This is a genomic window from Streptomyces barringtoniae, assembly GCF_020819595.1.
Taxonomy (GTDB): domain Bacteria; phylum Actinomycetota; class Actinomycetes; order Streptomycetales; family Streptomycetaceae; genus Streptomyces; species Streptomyces barringtoniae.
This window is the reverse complement of sequence record NZ_JAJHNP010000034.1, coordinates 33,964-50,366: the sequence shown is the minus strand read 5'-3', so window position 1 is coordinate 50,366 and position 16,403 is coordinate 33,964. Positions and strand designations below refer to the sequence as shown.

General features: G+C 69.5%; 16 protein-coding genes. 3 read left to right on the top strand and 13 right to left on the bottom strand.

What is annotated here, in order from left to right:
- Nucleotides 1-72 precede the first annotated feature (72 nt).
- The 3 genes from LMU33_RS38665 to LMU33_RS38655 form a co-directional block, all read right to left on the bottom strand.
- On the bottom strand, nucleotides 73-1,299 hold the full coding sequence (locus tag LMU33_RS38665) for a low temperature requirement protein A (protein WP_228626442.1): 1,227 nt from the start codon (nucleotides 1,297-1,299) through the stop codon (nucleotides 73-75).
- Nucleotides 1,300-1,316: 17 nt separating this feature from the next.
- A complete protein-coding gene (locus LMU33_RS38660) occupies nucleotides 1,317-2,273 on the bottom strand; it encodes an SDR family NAD(P)-dependent oxidoreductase (protein ID WP_228626440.1) in 957 nt (318 codons plus the stop codon).
- Nucleotides 2,274-2,571: 298 nt separating this feature from the next.
- Complete coding sequence (locus LMU33_RS38655) at nucleotides 2,572-3,555, bottom strand: aldo/keto reductase (protein ID WP_228626438.1); 984 nt, start codon at nucleotides 3,553-3,555, stop codon at nucleotides 2,572-2,574.
- 109 nt (nucleotides 3,556-3,664) lie between these two features.
- Here LMU33_RS38655 and LMU33_RS38650 point away from each other — a divergent pair, with 109 nt between their 5' ends.
- Nucleotides 3,665-4,252: a TetR/AcrR family transcriptional regulator gene (locus LMU33_RS38650; protein ID WP_228626436.1), complete on the top strand. Its 588-nt coding sequence runs from the start codon at nucleotides 3,665-3,667 to the stop codon at nucleotides 4,250-4,252.
- A gap of 42 nt (nucleotides 4,253-4,294) precedes the next feature.
- On the opposite strand, the gene LMU33_RS38645 is transcribed toward LMU33_RS38650, so the two are convergent.
- The 3 genes from LMU33_RS38645 to LMU33_RS38635 form a co-directional block, all read right to left on the bottom strand.
- The gene (locus LMU33_RS38645; RefSeq protein ID WP_228626434.1) at nucleotides 4,295-4,927 is read right to left on the bottom strand and encodes a UbiX family flavin prenyltransferase; all 633 of its coding nucleotides are present in this window, start codon (nucleotides 4,925-4,927) and stop codon (nucleotides 4,295-4,297) included.
- A gap of 308 nt (nucleotides 4,928-5,235) precedes the next feature.
- The gene (locus LMU33_RS38640) at nucleotides 5,236-6,738 is read right to left on the bottom strand and encodes a UbiD family decarboxylase (RefSeq protein ID WP_228626432.1); all 1,503 of its coding nucleotides are present in this window, start codon (nucleotides 6,736-6,738) and stop codon (nucleotides 5,236-5,238) included.
- Nucleotides 6,738-7,337: a non-oxidative hydroxyarylic acid decarboxylases subunit B gene (locus LMU33_RS38635; protein ID WP_158916923.1), complete on the bottom strand. Its 600-nt coding sequence runs from the start codon at nucleotides 7,335-7,337 to the stop codon at nucleotides 6,738-6,740. Before LMU33_RS38635 ends, LMU33_RS38640 begins: the two co-directional genes overlap by 1 nt.
- Nucleotides 7,338-7,451: 114 nt before the next feature.
- Between LMU33_RS38635 and LMU33_RS38630 the strand changes: the two genes are divergently transcribed.
- Nucleotides 7,452-7,901 carry a MarR family winged helix-turn-helix transcriptional regulator gene (locus tag LMU33_RS38630; RefSeq protein ID WP_228626430.1) on the top strand — a complete coding sequence of 150 codons (450 nt, stop codon included), beginning with the start codon at nucleotides 7,452-7,454 and terminating at the stop codon, nucleotides 7,899-7,901.
- Nucleotides 7,902-8,115: 214 nt separating this feature from the next.
- On the opposite strand, the gene LMU33_RS38625 is transcribed toward LMU33_RS38630, so the two are convergent.
- The 7 genes from LMU33_RS38625 to LMU33_RS38595 all read right to left on the bottom strand — a co-directional run bounded on the left by LMU33_RS38625 (nucleotide 8,116) and on the right by LMU33_RS38595 (nucleotide 14,633).
- A complete protein-coding gene (locus LMU33_RS38625; RefSeq protein WP_228626428.1) occupies nucleotides 8,116-8,328 on the bottom strand; it encodes a hypothetical protein in 213 nt (70 codons plus the stop codon).
- Nucleotides 8,329-8,332: 4 nt separating this feature from the next.
- Nucleotides 8,333-8,611 carry a hypothetical protein gene (locus tag LMU33_RS38620; RefSeq protein WP_228626426.1) on the bottom strand — a complete coding sequence of 93 codons (279 nt, stop codon included), beginning with the start codon at nucleotides 8,609-8,611 and terminating at the stop codon, nucleotides 8,333-8,335.
- 262 nt (nucleotides 8,612-8,873) lie between these two features.
- Complete coding sequence (locus tag LMU33_RS38615) at nucleotides 8,874-9,371, bottom strand: DUF1003 domain-containing protein (protein ID WP_228626424.1); 498 nt, start codon at nucleotides 9,369-9,371, stop codon at nucleotides 8,874-8,876.
- A 145-nt stretch (nucleotides 9,372-9,516) separates the two neighbouring features.
- Entirely contained in the window at nucleotides 9,517-10,482 is a 966-nt protein-coding gene (locus tag LMU33_RS42145; protein WP_372478143.1) for an AAA family ATPase, read from the bottom strand.
- A gap of 272 nt (nucleotides 10,483-10,754) precedes the next feature.
- On the bottom strand, nucleotides 10,755-11,516 hold the full coding sequence (locus LMU33_RS38605) for an SDR family oxidoreductase (protein WP_228626421.1): 762 nt from the start codon (nucleotides 11,514-11,516) through the stop codon (nucleotides 10,755-10,757).
- Between the two features lie 60 nt (nucleotides 11,517-11,576).
- The gene (gene mdlC / locus LMU33_RS38600) at nucleotides 11,577-13,187 is read right to left on the bottom strand and encodes a benzoylformate decarboxylase (RefSeq protein ID WP_228626419.1); all 1,611 of its coding nucleotides are present in this window, start codon (nucleotides 13,185-13,187) and stop codon (nucleotides 11,577-11,579) included.
- Between the two features lie 285 nt (nucleotides 13,188-13,472).
- On the bottom strand, nucleotides 13,473-14,633 hold the full coding sequence (locus LMU33_RS38595) for an alpha-hydroxy-acid oxidizing protein (RefSeq protein ID WP_228626417.1): 1,161 nt from the start codon (nucleotides 14,631-14,633) through the stop codon (nucleotides 13,473-13,475).
- Between the two features lie 107 nt (nucleotides 14,634-14,740).
- Here LMU33_RS38595 and LMU33_RS38590 point away from each other — a divergent pair, with 107 nt between their 5' ends.
- A complete protein-coding gene (locus LMU33_RS38590; RefSeq protein WP_228626415.1) occupies nucleotides 14,741-15,775 on the top strand; it encodes an Lrp/AsnC family transcriptional regulator in 1,035 nt (344 codons plus the stop codon).
- Nucleotides 15,776-16,403: the final 628 nt, after the last annotated feature.

Genomic DNA, 16,403 nt, shown 5'->3' with positions numbered 1-16,403 from the left:
CGGGCCGCCTGCCCATGCTGCCGATACTCACCTCGGACTCCGCCGAGCCCCGACACGTGTTCGCCGAACTCCTCAAGCCTCTGGCTTCTCCTCGGCGAAGGACTCCTCGTGGGCGAGGCGGTATGCCACGGCGAGGCCCCAGGGGACACCGAGGAGCAGGACCAGGGCGAGGCCGAGAATGAGGGGCGCCGGGCGTGCCGCACCGACTCCCGCAGTCACGGCGGCCACGGCGAGGCAGGTGCGGGCCAGGGGCCGGTAGAACCTGTGCTCCGGGCGCCAGACGCGCAGGGACGTGGCGAGCGCTGTCGTGGCGCAGAGCACGACGGCCGTACCCCCGCAGAGCACCCAGGCGATGGCGGCGGGAGTACGGTCCTCGTGGGCGTGCTCGACGAGACCGACCATGGCGGCGCCCATGGCGGCCACCGCGGCCGTGAGCGGCAGGTGCACCAGCATCCACAGCACGGTGCTCCCGCGTGTGGTCTTCGGCAAGCGGTGTCCGGCGAAGTCGAAGTACGTCCACCAGGCGCCGAAGCCGACAACCACGGCGACGAGCCCTACGGCGAGGGTGAGCGCGTTGGTCGGCTCGTGGGCCAGTCCGTCGACCACTCCCGTCACGGTCTCGCCCAGCACGATGATGATGAGCAGCCCGAACCGTTCGGCGAGCGCGTCGGTCACGCTGAGCGCGACCGCCCGTTCCGGGAACGCCCACCCCAGCATGACAGCAAGCCACGCCAGGTACGCGGCCGCCAGCAGACCCCACGTCAGCATGCGCAGCCCTGCGGGCAGGGCGGCGCTCCCGGCCAGCACGCCCGCACACACGGCCGTCCCCGTCACGAACACCCTGCTGGGGCGGCGGAATTCAGCACTGTCTCCCCGTGCGGCGAGCAGCCACAACACCGCCAGCACTGCGAACAACACCCCCGCGTCCACGGCGAACGCGACTCCGCGGGCACCGCCGGCCTCGGGGATGAACGCACCCAGCGGGACCAGTACCAGGATCTGCAGCAGGAACATGCTCCGGCCGCGGGCATCCTCGTGCCCGTGCAGTTCGTGGTGGAGGCTGCCGTTGAACCAGCCGATCCACACCAGCACGAAGACCACGGCGAATTCACCCAGTCCGTGCCAGGTCAGGTGCCCGGCCAAGTGGTGGGCGGCCTGGGCGACCAGTACGACCACGACGAGGTCGTAGAACAGTTCGAGCGGGCCGACCACCCGCTCGCGCGGCTCCTCACCATGGGCGCGCGGCGGGCGCCACAACTGGCTGCGCAGCCGGGCCCACTGCTCGTGTCGCGACGTCATGCCGGCAGCGTAGGTCGCTAGCGGGCGAGATCCTCGGACACGGCCCACAACCGGGCCGCGTTCTCCCGGTCCAGGGCGTAGGGCGCTACACCGGCGACCGCACCGGCCCGCTCGGCGACTGGCTCGGCCTCGGCACAGTCCTCGAAATAGCGGCCGGTGATGCCCTCCACCGTCGGCGAGGCGGCCAGCAGCACCGAAGTCGCGGCGCCCTGCTCCACCGTCTTCTGCGGCGGAAGCGCGATGGCGCCCGAGGCGATGAAGTCTGCCACCTGCTGCATGTCCATGTGCCGGGCCAGGGAGGTGTCGCCGACGTTGCCCGGCATCAGCGCGTTGGCGGTGATGCCGTCGTCGGCCCATCGTTCCGCGGCGCCGACGGCGAACAGGATGTTGGCGGTCTTCGACTGACCGTAGGAGGTCCAGGGGTCGTAGGGGCGGAAGCGGTAGTCCAGGTCGTCGAAGACCACCGGTGAGAAGAGGTGGCCGATGGAACTCACCGAGACGATCCGAGCGCCGCCCGCCGCCGCGAGAGCCGGGCGGAGGCCAACGGCGAGGGCGAAGTGTCCCAGGTGGTTGACGGCGAACTGGGTTTCCCTGCCGTCAGGGGTGTGGGTGAGTTCCGGCAGGGCCATCACTCCGGCATTGCCCACCAGGATGTGCAGCGGTCCCGTCCAGGCGGACACGAACGCCGCGACCGTCGAGCGGTCGGCCAGGTCGAGTCGCCCAACGGTCAACTTCCCGGACTTCGGGGGCAGTTCGGCCTCCAGGCGTGCCACCACGCGGGCTCCCGCGTCAGTGTCACGCACTGCCAAGGTGACGTCGGCGCCGGCCGCTGCGAGCGCCCGAGCTGTCTCCACGCCGATTCCGGAACTGGCTCCGGTCACCACGGCCCGGCGGCCGTGAAGGTCGACGCCGTCGATCACGTCGGCGGCGGTTGTGCTTGCCCCGAACGTGTGGGGTGTCTGAGGCACGGACATGAGTCGAGTCTCCTGATCTGTGAGCACCGAGGGCCTCACCGTGTGCGGCCTGGTTGCCGATTGCGTTCGGCGGCCCCGGCAATGGGGGTTGGTCGAAAGGCGATGCCGGGCCGCCGGGACGGGGTCTGGCCGGGGCACCGGGAAGACGGCGAACGGCCGACAGGAGTCCACGTTGATCCGGGACCGCATGGCCGGTTGGTGGCACGGGAGCCGCTCAAGACGTGGGGGCCTGGTGCTGTGTGTCGGGGGCCAGGGGGTTGTGGCCTCGCAATGAATCTTGTGACGGGCCCGTTGGCTGTCAGCCGTTGAGCGTTCCCATCAGCTCGGGTGCGTAGCGGTCGCCGGTGACGACGCCGTGCGGGGCGACGGCCTCGATCGCGGTGATGTCGTCGGACGTCAGAGTCACCTCGGTCGCGGCGACGTTCTCCTCGAGGTAGCGGCGGCGCTTGGTGCCGGGGATGGCCACGGCGCCCTGGTGCTGGACCCAGGCGAGCGCCAGCTGCGAAGGCGTGACGTTCTTGTCGGACGCGATGCGGCGGACCTCGCGGACGACGTCCAGGTTGCGGGCGAAGTTCTCGCCCTGGAACCGGGGGTCGGTACGGCGCCAGTCGTCCTCGGCGAAGTCGTCGGGGCTGGTGATCGTGCCGGACAGAAAGCCGCGTCCCAGCGGGGAGTAGGCGACCAGGCCGATCCCCAGCTCCCGCAGCGTGTCGCGTACCCCGTCCTGTTCGATGCCCCGCTCGAAGAGTGAGTACTCGGTCTGGACGGCGGTGAGCGGGTGCACGGCGTGTGCCCGCCGGATGGTCTGCGCCGAGGCCTCGCACAGCCCGATGTGCCGCACCTTGCCCTCGGCGACCAGCTCGGCCAGGGCGCCGACGGTTTCCTCGATCGGCACCTTGGGGTCGATGCGGTGCAGGTAGTAAAGGTCGATGTGGTCGGTGCCCAGGTGCCGCAGCGAGCGTTCGAGGGCCCGCCGGACGTACTCGGGCCTTCCGTTGAGGCCGAGCACGCTGCCGTCGTCGGTGATCTCCACGCCGGTCTTGGTGGCGACCACCGCGGCATCCCGCCGCCCCGCCAGCGCCTTGCCGAGCAGCTGCTCATTGATGAAGGGGCCGTAGCTCTCGGCGGTGTCCAGCAGGGTGACACCGAGTTCCAGCGCGCGGTCGATGGTGGCCAGCGACTCGGTCTCATCGGTGGCGCCGTAGAAGGCGCTCATGCCCATGCAGCCGAGGCCTTGCGCGCCGACGATCAGACTCTGGCTGCCCAGTGCGCGGTGTTCCATGAGGGTTCCCGTTCTATCGACAGAGGTAACTAACTGGATAGATACACGACCGTAGACCTGCGGCCCGCGCGTGTCAATAACTAGATAGTTACTTGCTAGTGTGGCGGGCATGTCACGGGACTCCAGCGCCACAAAGGCGCGGCTGCTCGACGCCGCCTTCACCGAATTCGCCGCGTACGGCATCGCCGGTGCCCGAGTGGACCGCATCGCCGAGACCGCGGGGGTGAACAAGCGGCTGATCTACGTCTATTTCGGTAACAAGGAGCAGCTGTTCGACGAGGTCTTGCGGCGTGCGCTGACCGCGGGTGCCGAGTCTGTGCCGTTCGACGTCGAGGACCTGCCCGGATACGCCGGCGCCATCTTCGACCACCTCGTCGCCCGGCCGGATCTGATGCGCCTGCGACTGTGGAAGCTGCTGGAGCGCCCCACCGCCACCGGACCCGAGGCCGAGGCCTTCGGTCACAAAACGGCCGAAGTGGCCGAGGCGCAGCAGCGTGGTGACCTCGCCCGGGAGATGGAGCCTGCCGATCTCCTGACCATGGTTCTCGCCGCCGCCCAGGCGTGGTTCTGGGCCGCCGAGGGCGTCGACCCCAAGGAGGCCGGCCAGTCCTGGTCGGTACAGCGGCTGGCCCTGCACCGCGCGGCGGTCGTTGAGGCCGCCCGCCGTATCAGCGAACCCAGGACCGCTGGTGAGTAGCAACGGGAGGCAAACGCGCCCGAAGCTGCCGGCCACGGTCCGCTACCGCGCCTGAGTGTGCTCGCGTCGCGCTGTGGTGTCGGTGCCGTCCCACTGGTAGCGATCGGTGCCGGGCAGGCCCAGGAACTGCAGGACGCGTTCGACGAACTCGTCCCGCAGTTGCGCGAGTGTCTCCGGCACGTTGTAGTACGTCGGGATCATCGGGTACACGGTGGCTCCCGCCTCCGTGACAGCGACCATGTTGCGCAGGTGGATGAGGTTCAGCGGTGCTTCTCGGAGACAGAGGACGAGTTTGCGCCGTTGCTTGAGCATCACGTCCGCGGCTCGCTCGATGAGGCTCTCGGTCTGGCCGTGAGCGATGCGTCCGAGTACGCCGGCGGCACATGGCAGGATGATCATGGCGTCGGTGGGGTAGCTGCCGCTGGTCACCGGTCCTGACATGTCGGCCGGATCGAGGAAGCGGACTTTCGTCGACGTGGCCTCCAGGGCCTGGAGCACCGAGTCCGGATCTTCGCCGGTCTGGAATTCGAAAGCCACCAGCTTGCGCCCGTTGGCCGACACCAGAAGGTTGACGTGGCCGACCCGGTCGTCTCTCTGAAGTGAGGCGAGCAAGGCTTTGGCCACTCCGGTGCCGCCCGCTCCCGTGACAGCAACTGTCACATTCTGCTGGGTCACGTCTGTCCCCTTCTTGACGCATCGGGCTGGCGGCCGCACCTTCTCGTGCCTGTCGGATGGAGGTCTCGAGGCCGTCGTTGAGGACCGCTGTCCGCGTCGGTCCGACACGCACGCTGATCGGTACCTCGTCAGGTGAGCGCCAAATCCCATGGGTCACTCGGCCGGCGGCTTGTCGTGATGACTCATTCACCCGGGCGGTGGCAGCCGACCGGCTCCGAGCGGAGGGTCCCTCGGGGCCGGCGGCCGAGCATGCCGGTCGGGAGACGGCCACCTGGTGGATACCTCCCGCGATCCGCGGCACCCAGGTGTCAGCGCGATGCGGCAGAGCCGGTGCCGCCTGCCGACTCGGATTCGGCGGCGAGGACCTTGGCGCGCACATCTGCCGGGAAGACGCCGTCGAACGTTGCGGGCGGTACGCGTCCGCTTCCCACCGCCGGGAGCAGGGCGTCGTGCACGACGACGGCTCCCCAGCCGTTGTGCAGTTCCTCCTCGGTGAAGCACGGGTACCACGGCATGATCGGTCCGTGCCACTGCTCCTGGCGGAGGGACGGGTGCACCCTGGTGGCCAGTGCCCACAGGAGATCCGAGTCGTTCGACGGATCCACGTCGTCGTCGAGGACGTAGACGACCGGGGAGAGCCGCCCCACCCGGGTGCCGTTCAGCACCTCGCCGATGCGGTGCACGAAGCGCGCGGTGTCCATCCCCGGCAGCGAGTCGCGCCAGTTCTGCGGGACGGTGATCACCGTCCAGAAGCAGGCGGCACCGAGCGGGAGCCAGGCCGTCGTGATCGGCAGTCCCGCCTTCCGCAGGACCGCGACGACCTCTGCGGAGATGCCGGCAGCCGGTGCGACGTGTGAGTCGTCGACAGGCCGGCCGGCGGCGGCCAGCGGCCAGATCGGGTCGTCCCGGTAGGTGATCGCCTCGATGCTGAAAAGCGGCTGCGGCGACGTCTCGGGCAGTGCCCAGCCGTGGAACTCCGCGAACGGACCCTCCACGGCGTCGCGGGTCGCGGACAAGTGTCCCTCGATGACGACCTCGGCGGAGGCGGGCACTTCCAGATCGTTCGTCTCGCACTTCACGACGTCGACCGGCTTGCCCAGCACCGCTCCGAGATACGCGCCCTCGTCGACCTCGGTCGGGACGGTCATTCCGCCGACGACGGCAATGCCCGGGTCGCCTCCCTGCACGAGGGCGTAGGGCATCGGCTCACCGATGGCCTCCCACTCCCGCCAGATCATGCCGAGGTGCTGGCTCGGCAGCACCAGTCCGGTCATGTGCCGGTCGTCGATCTTCATGATCCGGGAGATGGACCAGTTCGTCCATCGGCCGTCCGGCGTCCTGGCGATGATCACACCCCACGTATTGACGTAGGGGCCGCCGTCATCCTGGTGGACGAGCGGAATGGGGAACCGGTCGAGACGAGCGTCGTAACCCATCAGGACGTTCTGCTTGCAGGGCGCAGAGTCGGATGCCACCCGTCGCGGCGGGAGCAGTTGCCTGGTGCCCGCCTCCCTGAGATGTTCGACCAGTTCGGCGGCGGTGGTCGTGTACGGCAGGCCGAGAGAGAGGGAGACCCGCGCCAGCGGATGCCCGGGAATGCTCGACAGGGCACCCGGGGCGCCGATCATGCGGAACCCCTCGTCGACTCCGCTGAGGTGCTCGAAGAACGGGGCGGGCCTGCCGTTCTCGGTGGACCGACGGGTGATGGCCGACGCTTCCAGGTTCGGATCGATCACGCGTGAGATCCGTTGAATGTCCCCCAGCTCTTCGAGCGCGGAGATGTAGGACCGGAAGTCATTGATTTCAGACATCAGTTGGTTACGCCTTTCAGTTCGGAGGGGCGCGGCATTCCGTCCCAGCGCTGCGCCGAAGCCACCTGGATATCGAGTTGGTCCAGGACTCGGACAACGACATGCTCAACGAGCTCGTCAATGGTTTTCGGACGGCTGTAGAAGGCCGGCATCGGCGGCACGATCCTCGCTCCCATGCGTGAGAGCGCCAGCATGTTCTCGAGATGGATCTCGCTGAGCGGAGTCTCCCTCGGTACGAGCACCAAGGGGCGGCGCTCCTTCAGCGTGACGTCGGCAGCCCGGGGGATGAGACCGTCGGCATATCCGGTTCGGATGCCGGCGAGGGTCTTCATGCTGCACGGCGCGACAATCATTCCGTCCACGCGGAATGAACCTGATGAGATTGCCGCCCCTTGGTCGTTCCACGTATAGGTCACGTCGGCCAGGTCGGTGACTTCGCGGACCGACAGGTCGGTCTCCAGATGGATGGTCGCCCTGGCCCATTGGGACAGAACGAGATGAGTCTCCACATCCGGCTGCTCCCGCAGCCGGCGAAGCAGTTCGACACCGAAGACGGCGCCGGTCGCTCCGGTCATCCCCAAGATCACACGTCGGGACATGGGATGCACCTTCCGTACACGGTAAGTCCGTACACGGAACAATGTAGCTGCCGAAACTTCCGAGTGCAAACAGTCCGTGTACCGACTGACCGTATACGGAGGTAGCCTGTACTCATGACGACCGGAGCGCGATACGACGGGACGCTGGAAGACGGCATGGCCCACCAGCTGCGACGCGCCTCGCAGGCGGTGAACGCCTCGTGGCAGCTGCGCAGCGGTGACCTCACGCCTCCGCAGTTCGCGGTGCTTCACGTCCTGGACGAGCGTGGAAGCCTCGACCAGAAGACGCTGGGCGCCCTCGCCGCGGTCGACCGGTCGACGCTCACCCCACTTCTCGACCGGCTCGTGGCCCGCGGCCTGATCACCAAGAGCACGGACCCCGGCAACCGCCGCCGGCAACTGGTCTCCCTGACTCCTGCCGGGCACGAACGAGCAGCCCTGGGCCGCCAGCAGGCACAGGAGACAAGCCGCTGGATCGAGGAGCTGCTCGGACCCGAGCGGCTCGCGACCCTGACCCTGCTGCTCAGGGAACTCGGAGACGCAGGCCGCGACCAGCAGCCGTAGTGAGGGAGCCAGGAAAGAGGCGTCGCGGGTGTCAGCACGAGACGGTCGTGCTCACCGCGCGCCATGCGGCACCCGGCCCGGGGCCATCGGCCGCCGCCCCGGAGCGGAACTGGCGGCATCGTCCGAAACCGGGCTGGGCCGCCGTCACTCGTGAATAGAGAGGCTGATGGCTGGAATTTACATCCAGCCATCGGAGATCACCCGGTCGGGCGCCCTACAGGCCCTCGATCCGGCGTCGCAGATACGCGGCCAAGTGCTGCTCGACGGCGTTGCGGTGACGGTAGAGCTGACGCGCGCTCACCCCGCGCTCGGCCGCGAGCCGGCTCATGGCTTCGCCGTCGAGGCGCGTACGGACGATGAGGCGCGCCTCCGCCACGTCCAGCACCCGGGCCTGCACGGCACGGGCCAGCGCTGTCAGCTCGTCCACCGGATCACCGTGATCCGCCTGGGGACGTGGAGCACAGGTGGTCGAGCGGAACGGTATTCGCGCCGGTTTCTTGGGTGGTGTGGCGGTGTGCTGCGTACACCAGCCGGTGCACGGCGCGGTCGGCGGCGCTGAACAGTTCCCGATCCAGCCGCTCCACGCCCGGGTCCACTGTGCGCAGGGCCGCGGCGACGGCAGCCAGGGCCTGCTGCTCGACCTCGGCGCGCTCCAGACGGACGGGTCGGGCCGGCCGGGCGAGCATCCGGCGCAGCACCGGCACGATCATGGCGAGGGCTTGCCCTTCACGGCACGGCCGCCGTCGCCGCGATCCGGCTGTGGATCCGTTAGCGATTCGCCGGACCATCTTTTGAGGCATGAGCCGAACCGGCTGTCGGCTCAACCAGACGGAGGTCATCCGCAGCTTCGCGTACGGCTCCCACAGCCTGGCCCGGGCATCCCTCTGATCGCCCCCCGGCGGGGTGGCCCCGGCCGGGTACTGCGCCGTCGGTCCGGCAGCGGGACCTCGCCCCTCTTACTGGGAGTACTGGCTACCGGGAGGACTGGCCAGAGTCGATCATCCGGGCGCGGTTCTCCGCGAGGACTTCCTGCACCCTGCGCTCGACCTCCACCGGCTCGACGCCCAGGGCGCGGCCCATGTGGATCGACCAGACCTCCGAGCGTACGTTGGTTTCGAAGTCGAGGTCGGCGCGGACATTCTCGCGAGCAGCCTGGCGGTTCTGGCTCACCATCACGAAGGTGGACAGGAAGATCGCCTCCAGGCTGACGATCATCGTGAGCAGACCGAAGGGGAAGGGATCCCAGACGGCCTCCTGGCCGAAGGCGCCTTCGTTGCACACGATCCAGACCGTGAACCACGCGGCGTGGATATAGACGAACATCATGGTGCCGGCGAAGGCGGTGATCGCGTCCGCGATCCGGTCCTCGGTCCCGCGCATCCGCGCGAGCACGTCCTGTTCGCGCCGCAGCCGCAGAGCCAAGCTGCCCGAACCCCTCTGACCACCGGGACCGCTCGCCGCACCGCCCATGCCCACTCCTGACCGCCGTCCACGTGCGCCAGCCAGCAGCATATGGGCGGGCGGGCCAGAACCTTGCGGCGACCGACGGTGGACACAGCCGACTACGTCGGACGGTGGTCAGCTGCCAGAGCCAACCGCGCTCGTCACATGGCCTTCAGCGCCGCCGATCGGATGGATCCCGCCCCCACTGCGTGGGGTTCACGTCTTTGACCAGCGCAACCTCCGCACCCGCGCTACGGAGCGCCGATAGCTCGCGATGAGACTGCAACCCACCGGACAGGCCTTCATCAATGCGCCCTCGCCCGCCCTTTGCACCAGTCAGGTTGGGCTCCCCGGGAACGGGCTGCACCGAGGATTTCAGCCAAGGCCGGCCCACCTGGGTGTAGGGCAAGATCGGCCGAACCCAGTGCCGCTGTGATCGTTTCTCACAGGGCGCCAACAGCCCCCGATCGGCTGGCTTCGGTTTTCGCCTTGGCCGCCCGCTCGCGCCAGGGCCTGTCGATGCGTTCGTTCTCGGCCTACCGTGCGGCTTCGGATTCCTCTCCACCTGGACCAGGACACTCACCGGTTGGGGATGCCGGCGCTGGGGGCGCTGGGCGGGTCGATCTGCGCCACCGGTACGGGCAGCGGCCGGCAGCGCCACAGGGGCTTGGCCCAGCCGACGCACGGCGAAGGCCAGTACCGTGGCGCGGGCCGGGTCGATCCACGGCGCGTCATCGGCCACCAGCGGCAGCGGGCATTCGGCGGCGGCGGCGCCGAGCAGGGCGAGTACGGCTGTCCCGGCGGTCAGCGGGTCCGGGGGAGCCGTCGGTGTCAGGTCGAAGAGCCGGCAGAGGACATCGCGCTGCGGGCCGGGCAGGAGGCCGGCGTCCGCGCGCAGTGGGTAGAGCATCTGGTGGATCATCGCGAAACTGATCCCGGCCTCGAACTCCGCGCCGCAGCCGCGCAGTACACGCCTGCCGACGGCACTCGACCGGGCCGCGGCGACGTCGAGCAGCGCGGTCTTCCCGACCCCTGGGTCACCACGCAGCAGCAACCCGCGGCCGACGGGGCCGTACCCGGTGCGATCCTGATCGGCGAACAGTGAGTCGATCAGCGCCAGCTCGTGCGCGCGCCCCACGAGGCCGCCGGAGTCGCAACCGGCGGGCTGCGCGGGATACCTCCGGCTCTCGGAAGTCGCCACAGTGGTGAGGATGGGTTCCTCTCGTAGCACGGCACAACGCTGACCGCGCGCGTACCGCCCACCTCACGGGGTGTGCTCAGGCCGATGGCGTGCTTGTTTTCACCGCCGTACGGCGCTTGCGGCGAAAGGGCGGCCATACGGTCTCGGCGCTTGCCCGGCGACCGCCCCAGCGTGAACCCGCTCGATTCGCGGTCTTGACCGCGGAGACTCTAGAAGCCTTTGCGAACGCCGCCGTCGATCGACAGCATCACGCCCGTGAGGTACGACGCTGCGGGCGAGAGCAGGAAGGCGGCGCTGCGGCCGAACTCGTCCGGGGTTCCGTAGCGGCGCAGGGGGACGCCGGCGGTGGCGCGTTCGCGGGCGGCGTCGGCGTCACCGTGCCGTGCGTCGAGTTCGCGTAGCCGGTCGGTCTCGATGTGGGCGGGCACGAGGCCGACGACACGGATGCCTCTGGGGCCCAGCTCGTTGGCGAGGTTCTTCGCGTAGCCGGCCAGGCCCGGCCGCAGGGCGTTGGAGATCGCGAGGCCGGGAATGGGCTCGTACACGGAGCTGGAGAGGACGAAGCCGATGGCACCTCCCTCGCCCAGCTCGGCGGCGACGGCGCGGGAGAGCCGCACCGCGCCGAGGAAGACCGACTCGAAGGAGGCGCGCCACTGGTCGTCGTCGATGGTGTCCGAGGTGCCCGCGGGGGGTCCGCCGACGCTGATGAGCACCCCGTCCAGCCGTTTGAAGGTGTCGCGAGCCGCGGCGATCAGCCGCTGCGGAGTGTCGGTGTCGGCGTTGTCGGCCACGACGCCGACTGCCTGCGCCGGGCCGCCGAGGTCCGCCTGAGCGGCCGCGACCGACTTCTCGTCGCGGCCGCTGACGACCACCCGCGCGCCGTCCGCCACCAGCTCGCGCGCGGCGGCCATGCCCAGCCCGCGGGTGCCGCCGGTGACTATGTACACCCGGTCCTTCAGTCCGAAGTCCATGTTTGTTGTCCTCTCTCCGCTTCTCCGCTGTTCTTTCTTAGACGGTGCGATCCGCGTGGCCTACAACATCGCCTTCTGGGGCTGTGTCGCGACGACGATGACGGTGGTGGTGCCGGCGGCCAGGGCCGACTTGAACTCGCGCTCCAGGTCCTCGGTGGTCTCCACGTCGACCGCGCGGCATCCGAAGCCGCGGGCGACGGAGGCGATGTCGAGCCCGGGCAGGTCGAGCCCCGGCACCCCGGGGGTCTCCTCCAGCACGGCGAACGACTTGAGGATGGAGTACTCCTGGTTGCGCATGACGACGTAGACGATCGGGAGGTTGTGCTGGGCGGCCGTGTAGATGGCCTGCACGGAGTACTGGAAGGAGCCGTCGCCGATCAGGCCGATCACCGGCCGTTCGGCGCCCCTGTCCCGGTCGCCGAGTGCGACGCCCACGGCGGCCGGGGTGCCCCAGCCGATGCCTCCGCTGGCCGTGGCGAAGAACGATCCGGTCCGGTTGGTGGGGAGCCACTCGATCTGCTGCGCCATCGTCGAGGTCGACTCGTTGACGATGACCGCGTCGGCCGGCCGGACCCTGCTGAGGGTGGCGTACACCTCCGGCGGGGTGAGCGGGGTGTTCGGCGCCTGGGGGAGCTCGCGGGGCCGCGGCATCGGTTCCGGCGCGGTCCGCGCCGAACCCTCGGCGACCATGTCCAGGAGCAGCTCGATCGCCGTCTTGGGATCGCCCAGGAGGCTGTCACCGACCCGCGCCGCCGCGGCTACCGCCGGGTTGCCGGTGATCTGCAGCAGCTCCGTGCCCTCCGGCAGGTACGGCCCGGGCACGTAGGGGTAGTAGCGGAACACCTCCGCGCCGATCACGACCACCAGGTCGTGGCCGGTCAACCGATCGCTGATGGTCTTGACCGACATGCCGAGCGGGCCGCCGAAGAGGGGGTGGTCCTCGGGGAAGGAAGCCCGGTCCAGCAGCGGGGCGCCGTAGACGGCCGCGCGCAGCTTCTCCGCCAGGGCGACGGCCGCGTCCCAGCCGCCGGCGCGGTCCACCTCCGGACCGAAGACCAGGGCGGGACGACGGCTGGCCGAGATGCGATCGGCGAACATGCGCAGTCGCGCGGTGTCGGGGGCGACGCGGTCGCTGACCGTCCGCACCCGGGTGAAGCCGGACAGGGGCCGCTTCCAGTCGTCCATGGGAATCGACAGGTACACCGGGCCCGTCGGCGGCTGCAGCGCCTCCGCGTAGGCCCGCATGAAGGCCTCTGGTACATCTTCGGCGCGGGCCGGTTCGTACGACCACTTCACCCACGGCTTGGGGAGCGTGACGGCCTCTCGGTTGCCGAGATACGGGTCGCCGATCACCAGCTCCCGGTGTTGCTGGCCGGAGGTGATGATCAGGGGTGTGTTGCCGTGGTAGGCCGCCACCAGGTTGCCCACGGCGTTTCCCATCCCGGCCGAGGAGTGCAGGTTGACCAGCGCGGGTCGGCCGGTGACCTGGGCGAAGGTGTCGGCCATCGCGATGACGGAAGCCTCCTGCAGTGCCAGGACGTAGGTGAAGTCCTCGGGGAATTCCTGCAGGAACGGCTGCTCGGTGGAACCGGGGTTGCCGAAGACCGTGGTGAGTTTCAGAGTTCGCAGCAGGTCGTAGGTCACGCTGCGGACGGTGGACTTCTCAGTCATGGTTGCCATCGACTTCCTTGCTGGGGCTGGGTTTCTGGTTCGACGGGTCTGGTGGAGGGGTGCGCGCTATTCCGTGCGGTGTCGACCCGTTTTCGGCGTCGTGGGGTGCCGGAAGCGTGCGCCAGTCTGATCCTGCTGCACAAATAGGTGCTTGTCATGACATACACACCGTTCGCTGACGGGCCTGATGGGAGCTGGGCCCGGGTCGCTGAGGAGGTGGACCATGGCCGACCACTCGGTGAGCGAGGTACCGCCGATGCGTTCGCCCCCACTGGTCGGCGGCTGTCAGATGAGGCGGCGGATGGCCTCGGGGGCGAGGTCGGCGAGGGTGGGATAGCCGTCGACGGCCATGATCAGGTCTGCTTCGGCGAGCAGGGACCGCAGGACGTGGACGACGCCGGCCTCGCCGCCGTAGGCGAGGCCGTACGCGTAGGGGCGGCCAATGCCGACGACGGTGGCGCCCAGGGCGATGGCCTTGATGATGTCGGCTCCGGTGCGGACACCGGAGTCGAACAGGACGGGCGTGCCGTCGGCGGCCTGGACCACGCCGGGCAGAACGTCGAGGGCGGGCAGGCCGCCATTGGCCTGGCGGCCGCCGTGGTTGGAGCAGTAGATGCCGTCCACGCCGCCGTCCTTGGCGCGGCGGACGTCGTCGGGGTGGCAGATGCCCTTCAGGATCAGCGGCAGGTCGGTGATCGAGCGTAGCCAGGACAAGTCGTCCCAGGTGAGCGGGTTGCCGAAGATCCGCACCCACTCGGCGACCGCGGCCGCCGGGTCGTCCTCCGGACTGCGGGCAAGGCGGGCGCGGAAGACGGGGTCGCTGGTGTAGTTGGTCAGGCAGTTCCCGCGCAGCTGGGGGAAGTTGCTGACGGCGAGATCGCGGGGGCGCCAGCCGGTGATCCAGGTGTCCAGGGTGACCACGACGCCCTTGAAGCCGGCCTTCTCGGCCCGGTGCACCAGGCTCTCGGCCAGCTCACGGTCTGTGGGCGTGTAGAGCTGGAAGAAGCCCGGGGTGGCGCCGAACTCGGCGGCGACCTCCTCCAGCGGATCGACGGTCAGGGTGGAGGCGACCATCGGCACGCCGGTGCGGGCGGCGGCACGGGCCGTGGCGAGATCGCCGTGGCCGTCCTGCGCGCACAGCCCGATCACGCCGACCGGGGCCATGAACAGCGGTGAGGGCAGGCGCATCCCGAACAGGTCGACGGACAGATCCCGGTCCGTGGCCCCCACCATCATCCGCGGGACGAGGCCCCAGCGTTCGAACGCGGTGACGTTGGCTCGCTGGGTGCGCTCGTCGCCGGCTCCGGCCATGACGTAGGAGCGCACCGAGGCGGGCATCGCGGCCTGAGCCAGCGGCTCCAGTTCGTCGTAGGTCATCGGGAAGCGCGGCACCACCCCGCGCAGCCCGTCCATGTAGATCTCGTCCTGATAGTCGCCGTACGCCATGGTCCGGCCCTCCTCACGCTCGACAGGTGCGGGCCCCTGAAGTCCACAATGGGAGAGTGACGCGTGAAAGCCGCCAAACGCAGGATTATGCCTCGCAGGAGAGGGTCATGCAGGATGATGCACCAGCGCTGCTGACAGAGGACGACCTGGCGCTGATCAACGCCCTGCAGCTGCAGCCGCGGGCCTCATGGACCGAGCTCGGGCGTGCCCTGGAGGTCGACCCGGTCACCGTCGCCCGCCGCTTCGGCCGCCTGTCCGAGCAGGGCGCCGCCTGGGTGGGATTCTCACCCGGCCCACGCCTGTTCGAGCAGATCTGCGTGGCCTTCGTCGTGATCGACTGCGCTCCCGGCGCCACCACCGGGGTCGCCCAGGCACTGAGCGCCCACCCCCACATGCTCACGATCGAGCGCGCGGCCGCCGGCCACGACATCCTCGCCATCGCCGCCACCCGCGACCTGCCGGCCCTCTCCCGCTACACCCTCGACCTGCTCCCGCACCTTCCCGGCATCACCGCCGTGGAAGTCCGGATCGTCACCCACATGTTCACCGAGGGCGGCCGGTGGCGCATCGCCGCCCTGGACCCCGCCCAGCGTGCCCAGCTGACCGGCCCGCCCCCGGCCCAGACCCCTGTCGCCCCGGGCGAGATCACGCCCTTCGACCGCGCCCTCATCACCCGGATCGCCCACGACGGCCGAGCGCCCTACCAGACCCTGGCGAGCGACCTCGGCGTCAGCCTCAACACCGCAAAACGCCGCACCGAACAGCTCACCCGACGCGGCCTGCTGCGGTTCCGCTGCGACTTCGCCCGCCCCCTCGGTGGCTGGCCCGTCGCGGTCACCCTCTGGGCCAGAGTCCCGCCCGCCGATCTCCCCGAGATCGGGCACGCCCTCGTCCGTCTGCCCGAGACCCGCAACTGCGCCGCCGTCAGCGGCCCTCACAACCTCATCCTTCAGGCCAGCCTGCACTCCGTCAGCGACGTCCTGCGCCTGGAGACCCAGCTGGCCTCCGCCCACCCGAGCCTCGACATCGTCGACCGCGTCATCGCCCTGCGCCAGGACAAGCTGATGGGGCGCCTCCTGGACCGCCACGGCCGCTCCGCCGGTATCGTCCCGCCCGACTTCTGGTCGGAGCCGGAGATGTGACGCACACGGTGCCCCGAGCCGCCGACTCCGCCACGTTCATCGGGACCCAGCGTGCCTACGCCAAGTCGCGCTGAAAGCGCCAACAGAGCGAGGGATTTGACCCAACCAGTTCACTGCGGGAGCAGATGCGGAGCTTGGAGTAGACGTGCGTGAGGTGGTATTGGACGGCACCCGGCTCACTGGGACAGCAGGAGACAATGAGCGACCTGGTCTCGGATGTCCTCGAAGCCCATGGCGGCGTGGAGCGGTGCCGGCCACGCGTCGTGACCGCCCCAGCTGCCCAGTATGTGTACGACTTCGCGGAAGGGAAGCGTCTTCTGACATCTACGCGACCCGAAGAGACGCGGGCCGGGTCTGGCGCAGGCATTTCGCGAGGCCATGCCAGAAGCCGCCGCGGTGGGGCCCGGGCGGATCTTGTACAGACCCGATGGGCTGATGCTGCGCGCCCCGCGCCTCTGTCTCACCGGGCTGCGGCGAGCCACTGGGGTGATACGCGGTGGCAAAGGCACCCCGCAGCGGCGAGGGGCCGGGGAACCGGCCCAGGCTCCTCGTTCAATCGAGGCAGAGAACCGATTCGCCGCGCAGAAGTCGGCTCCAGGGCACGGACCTGCGAGCCGTGCCCACTGCG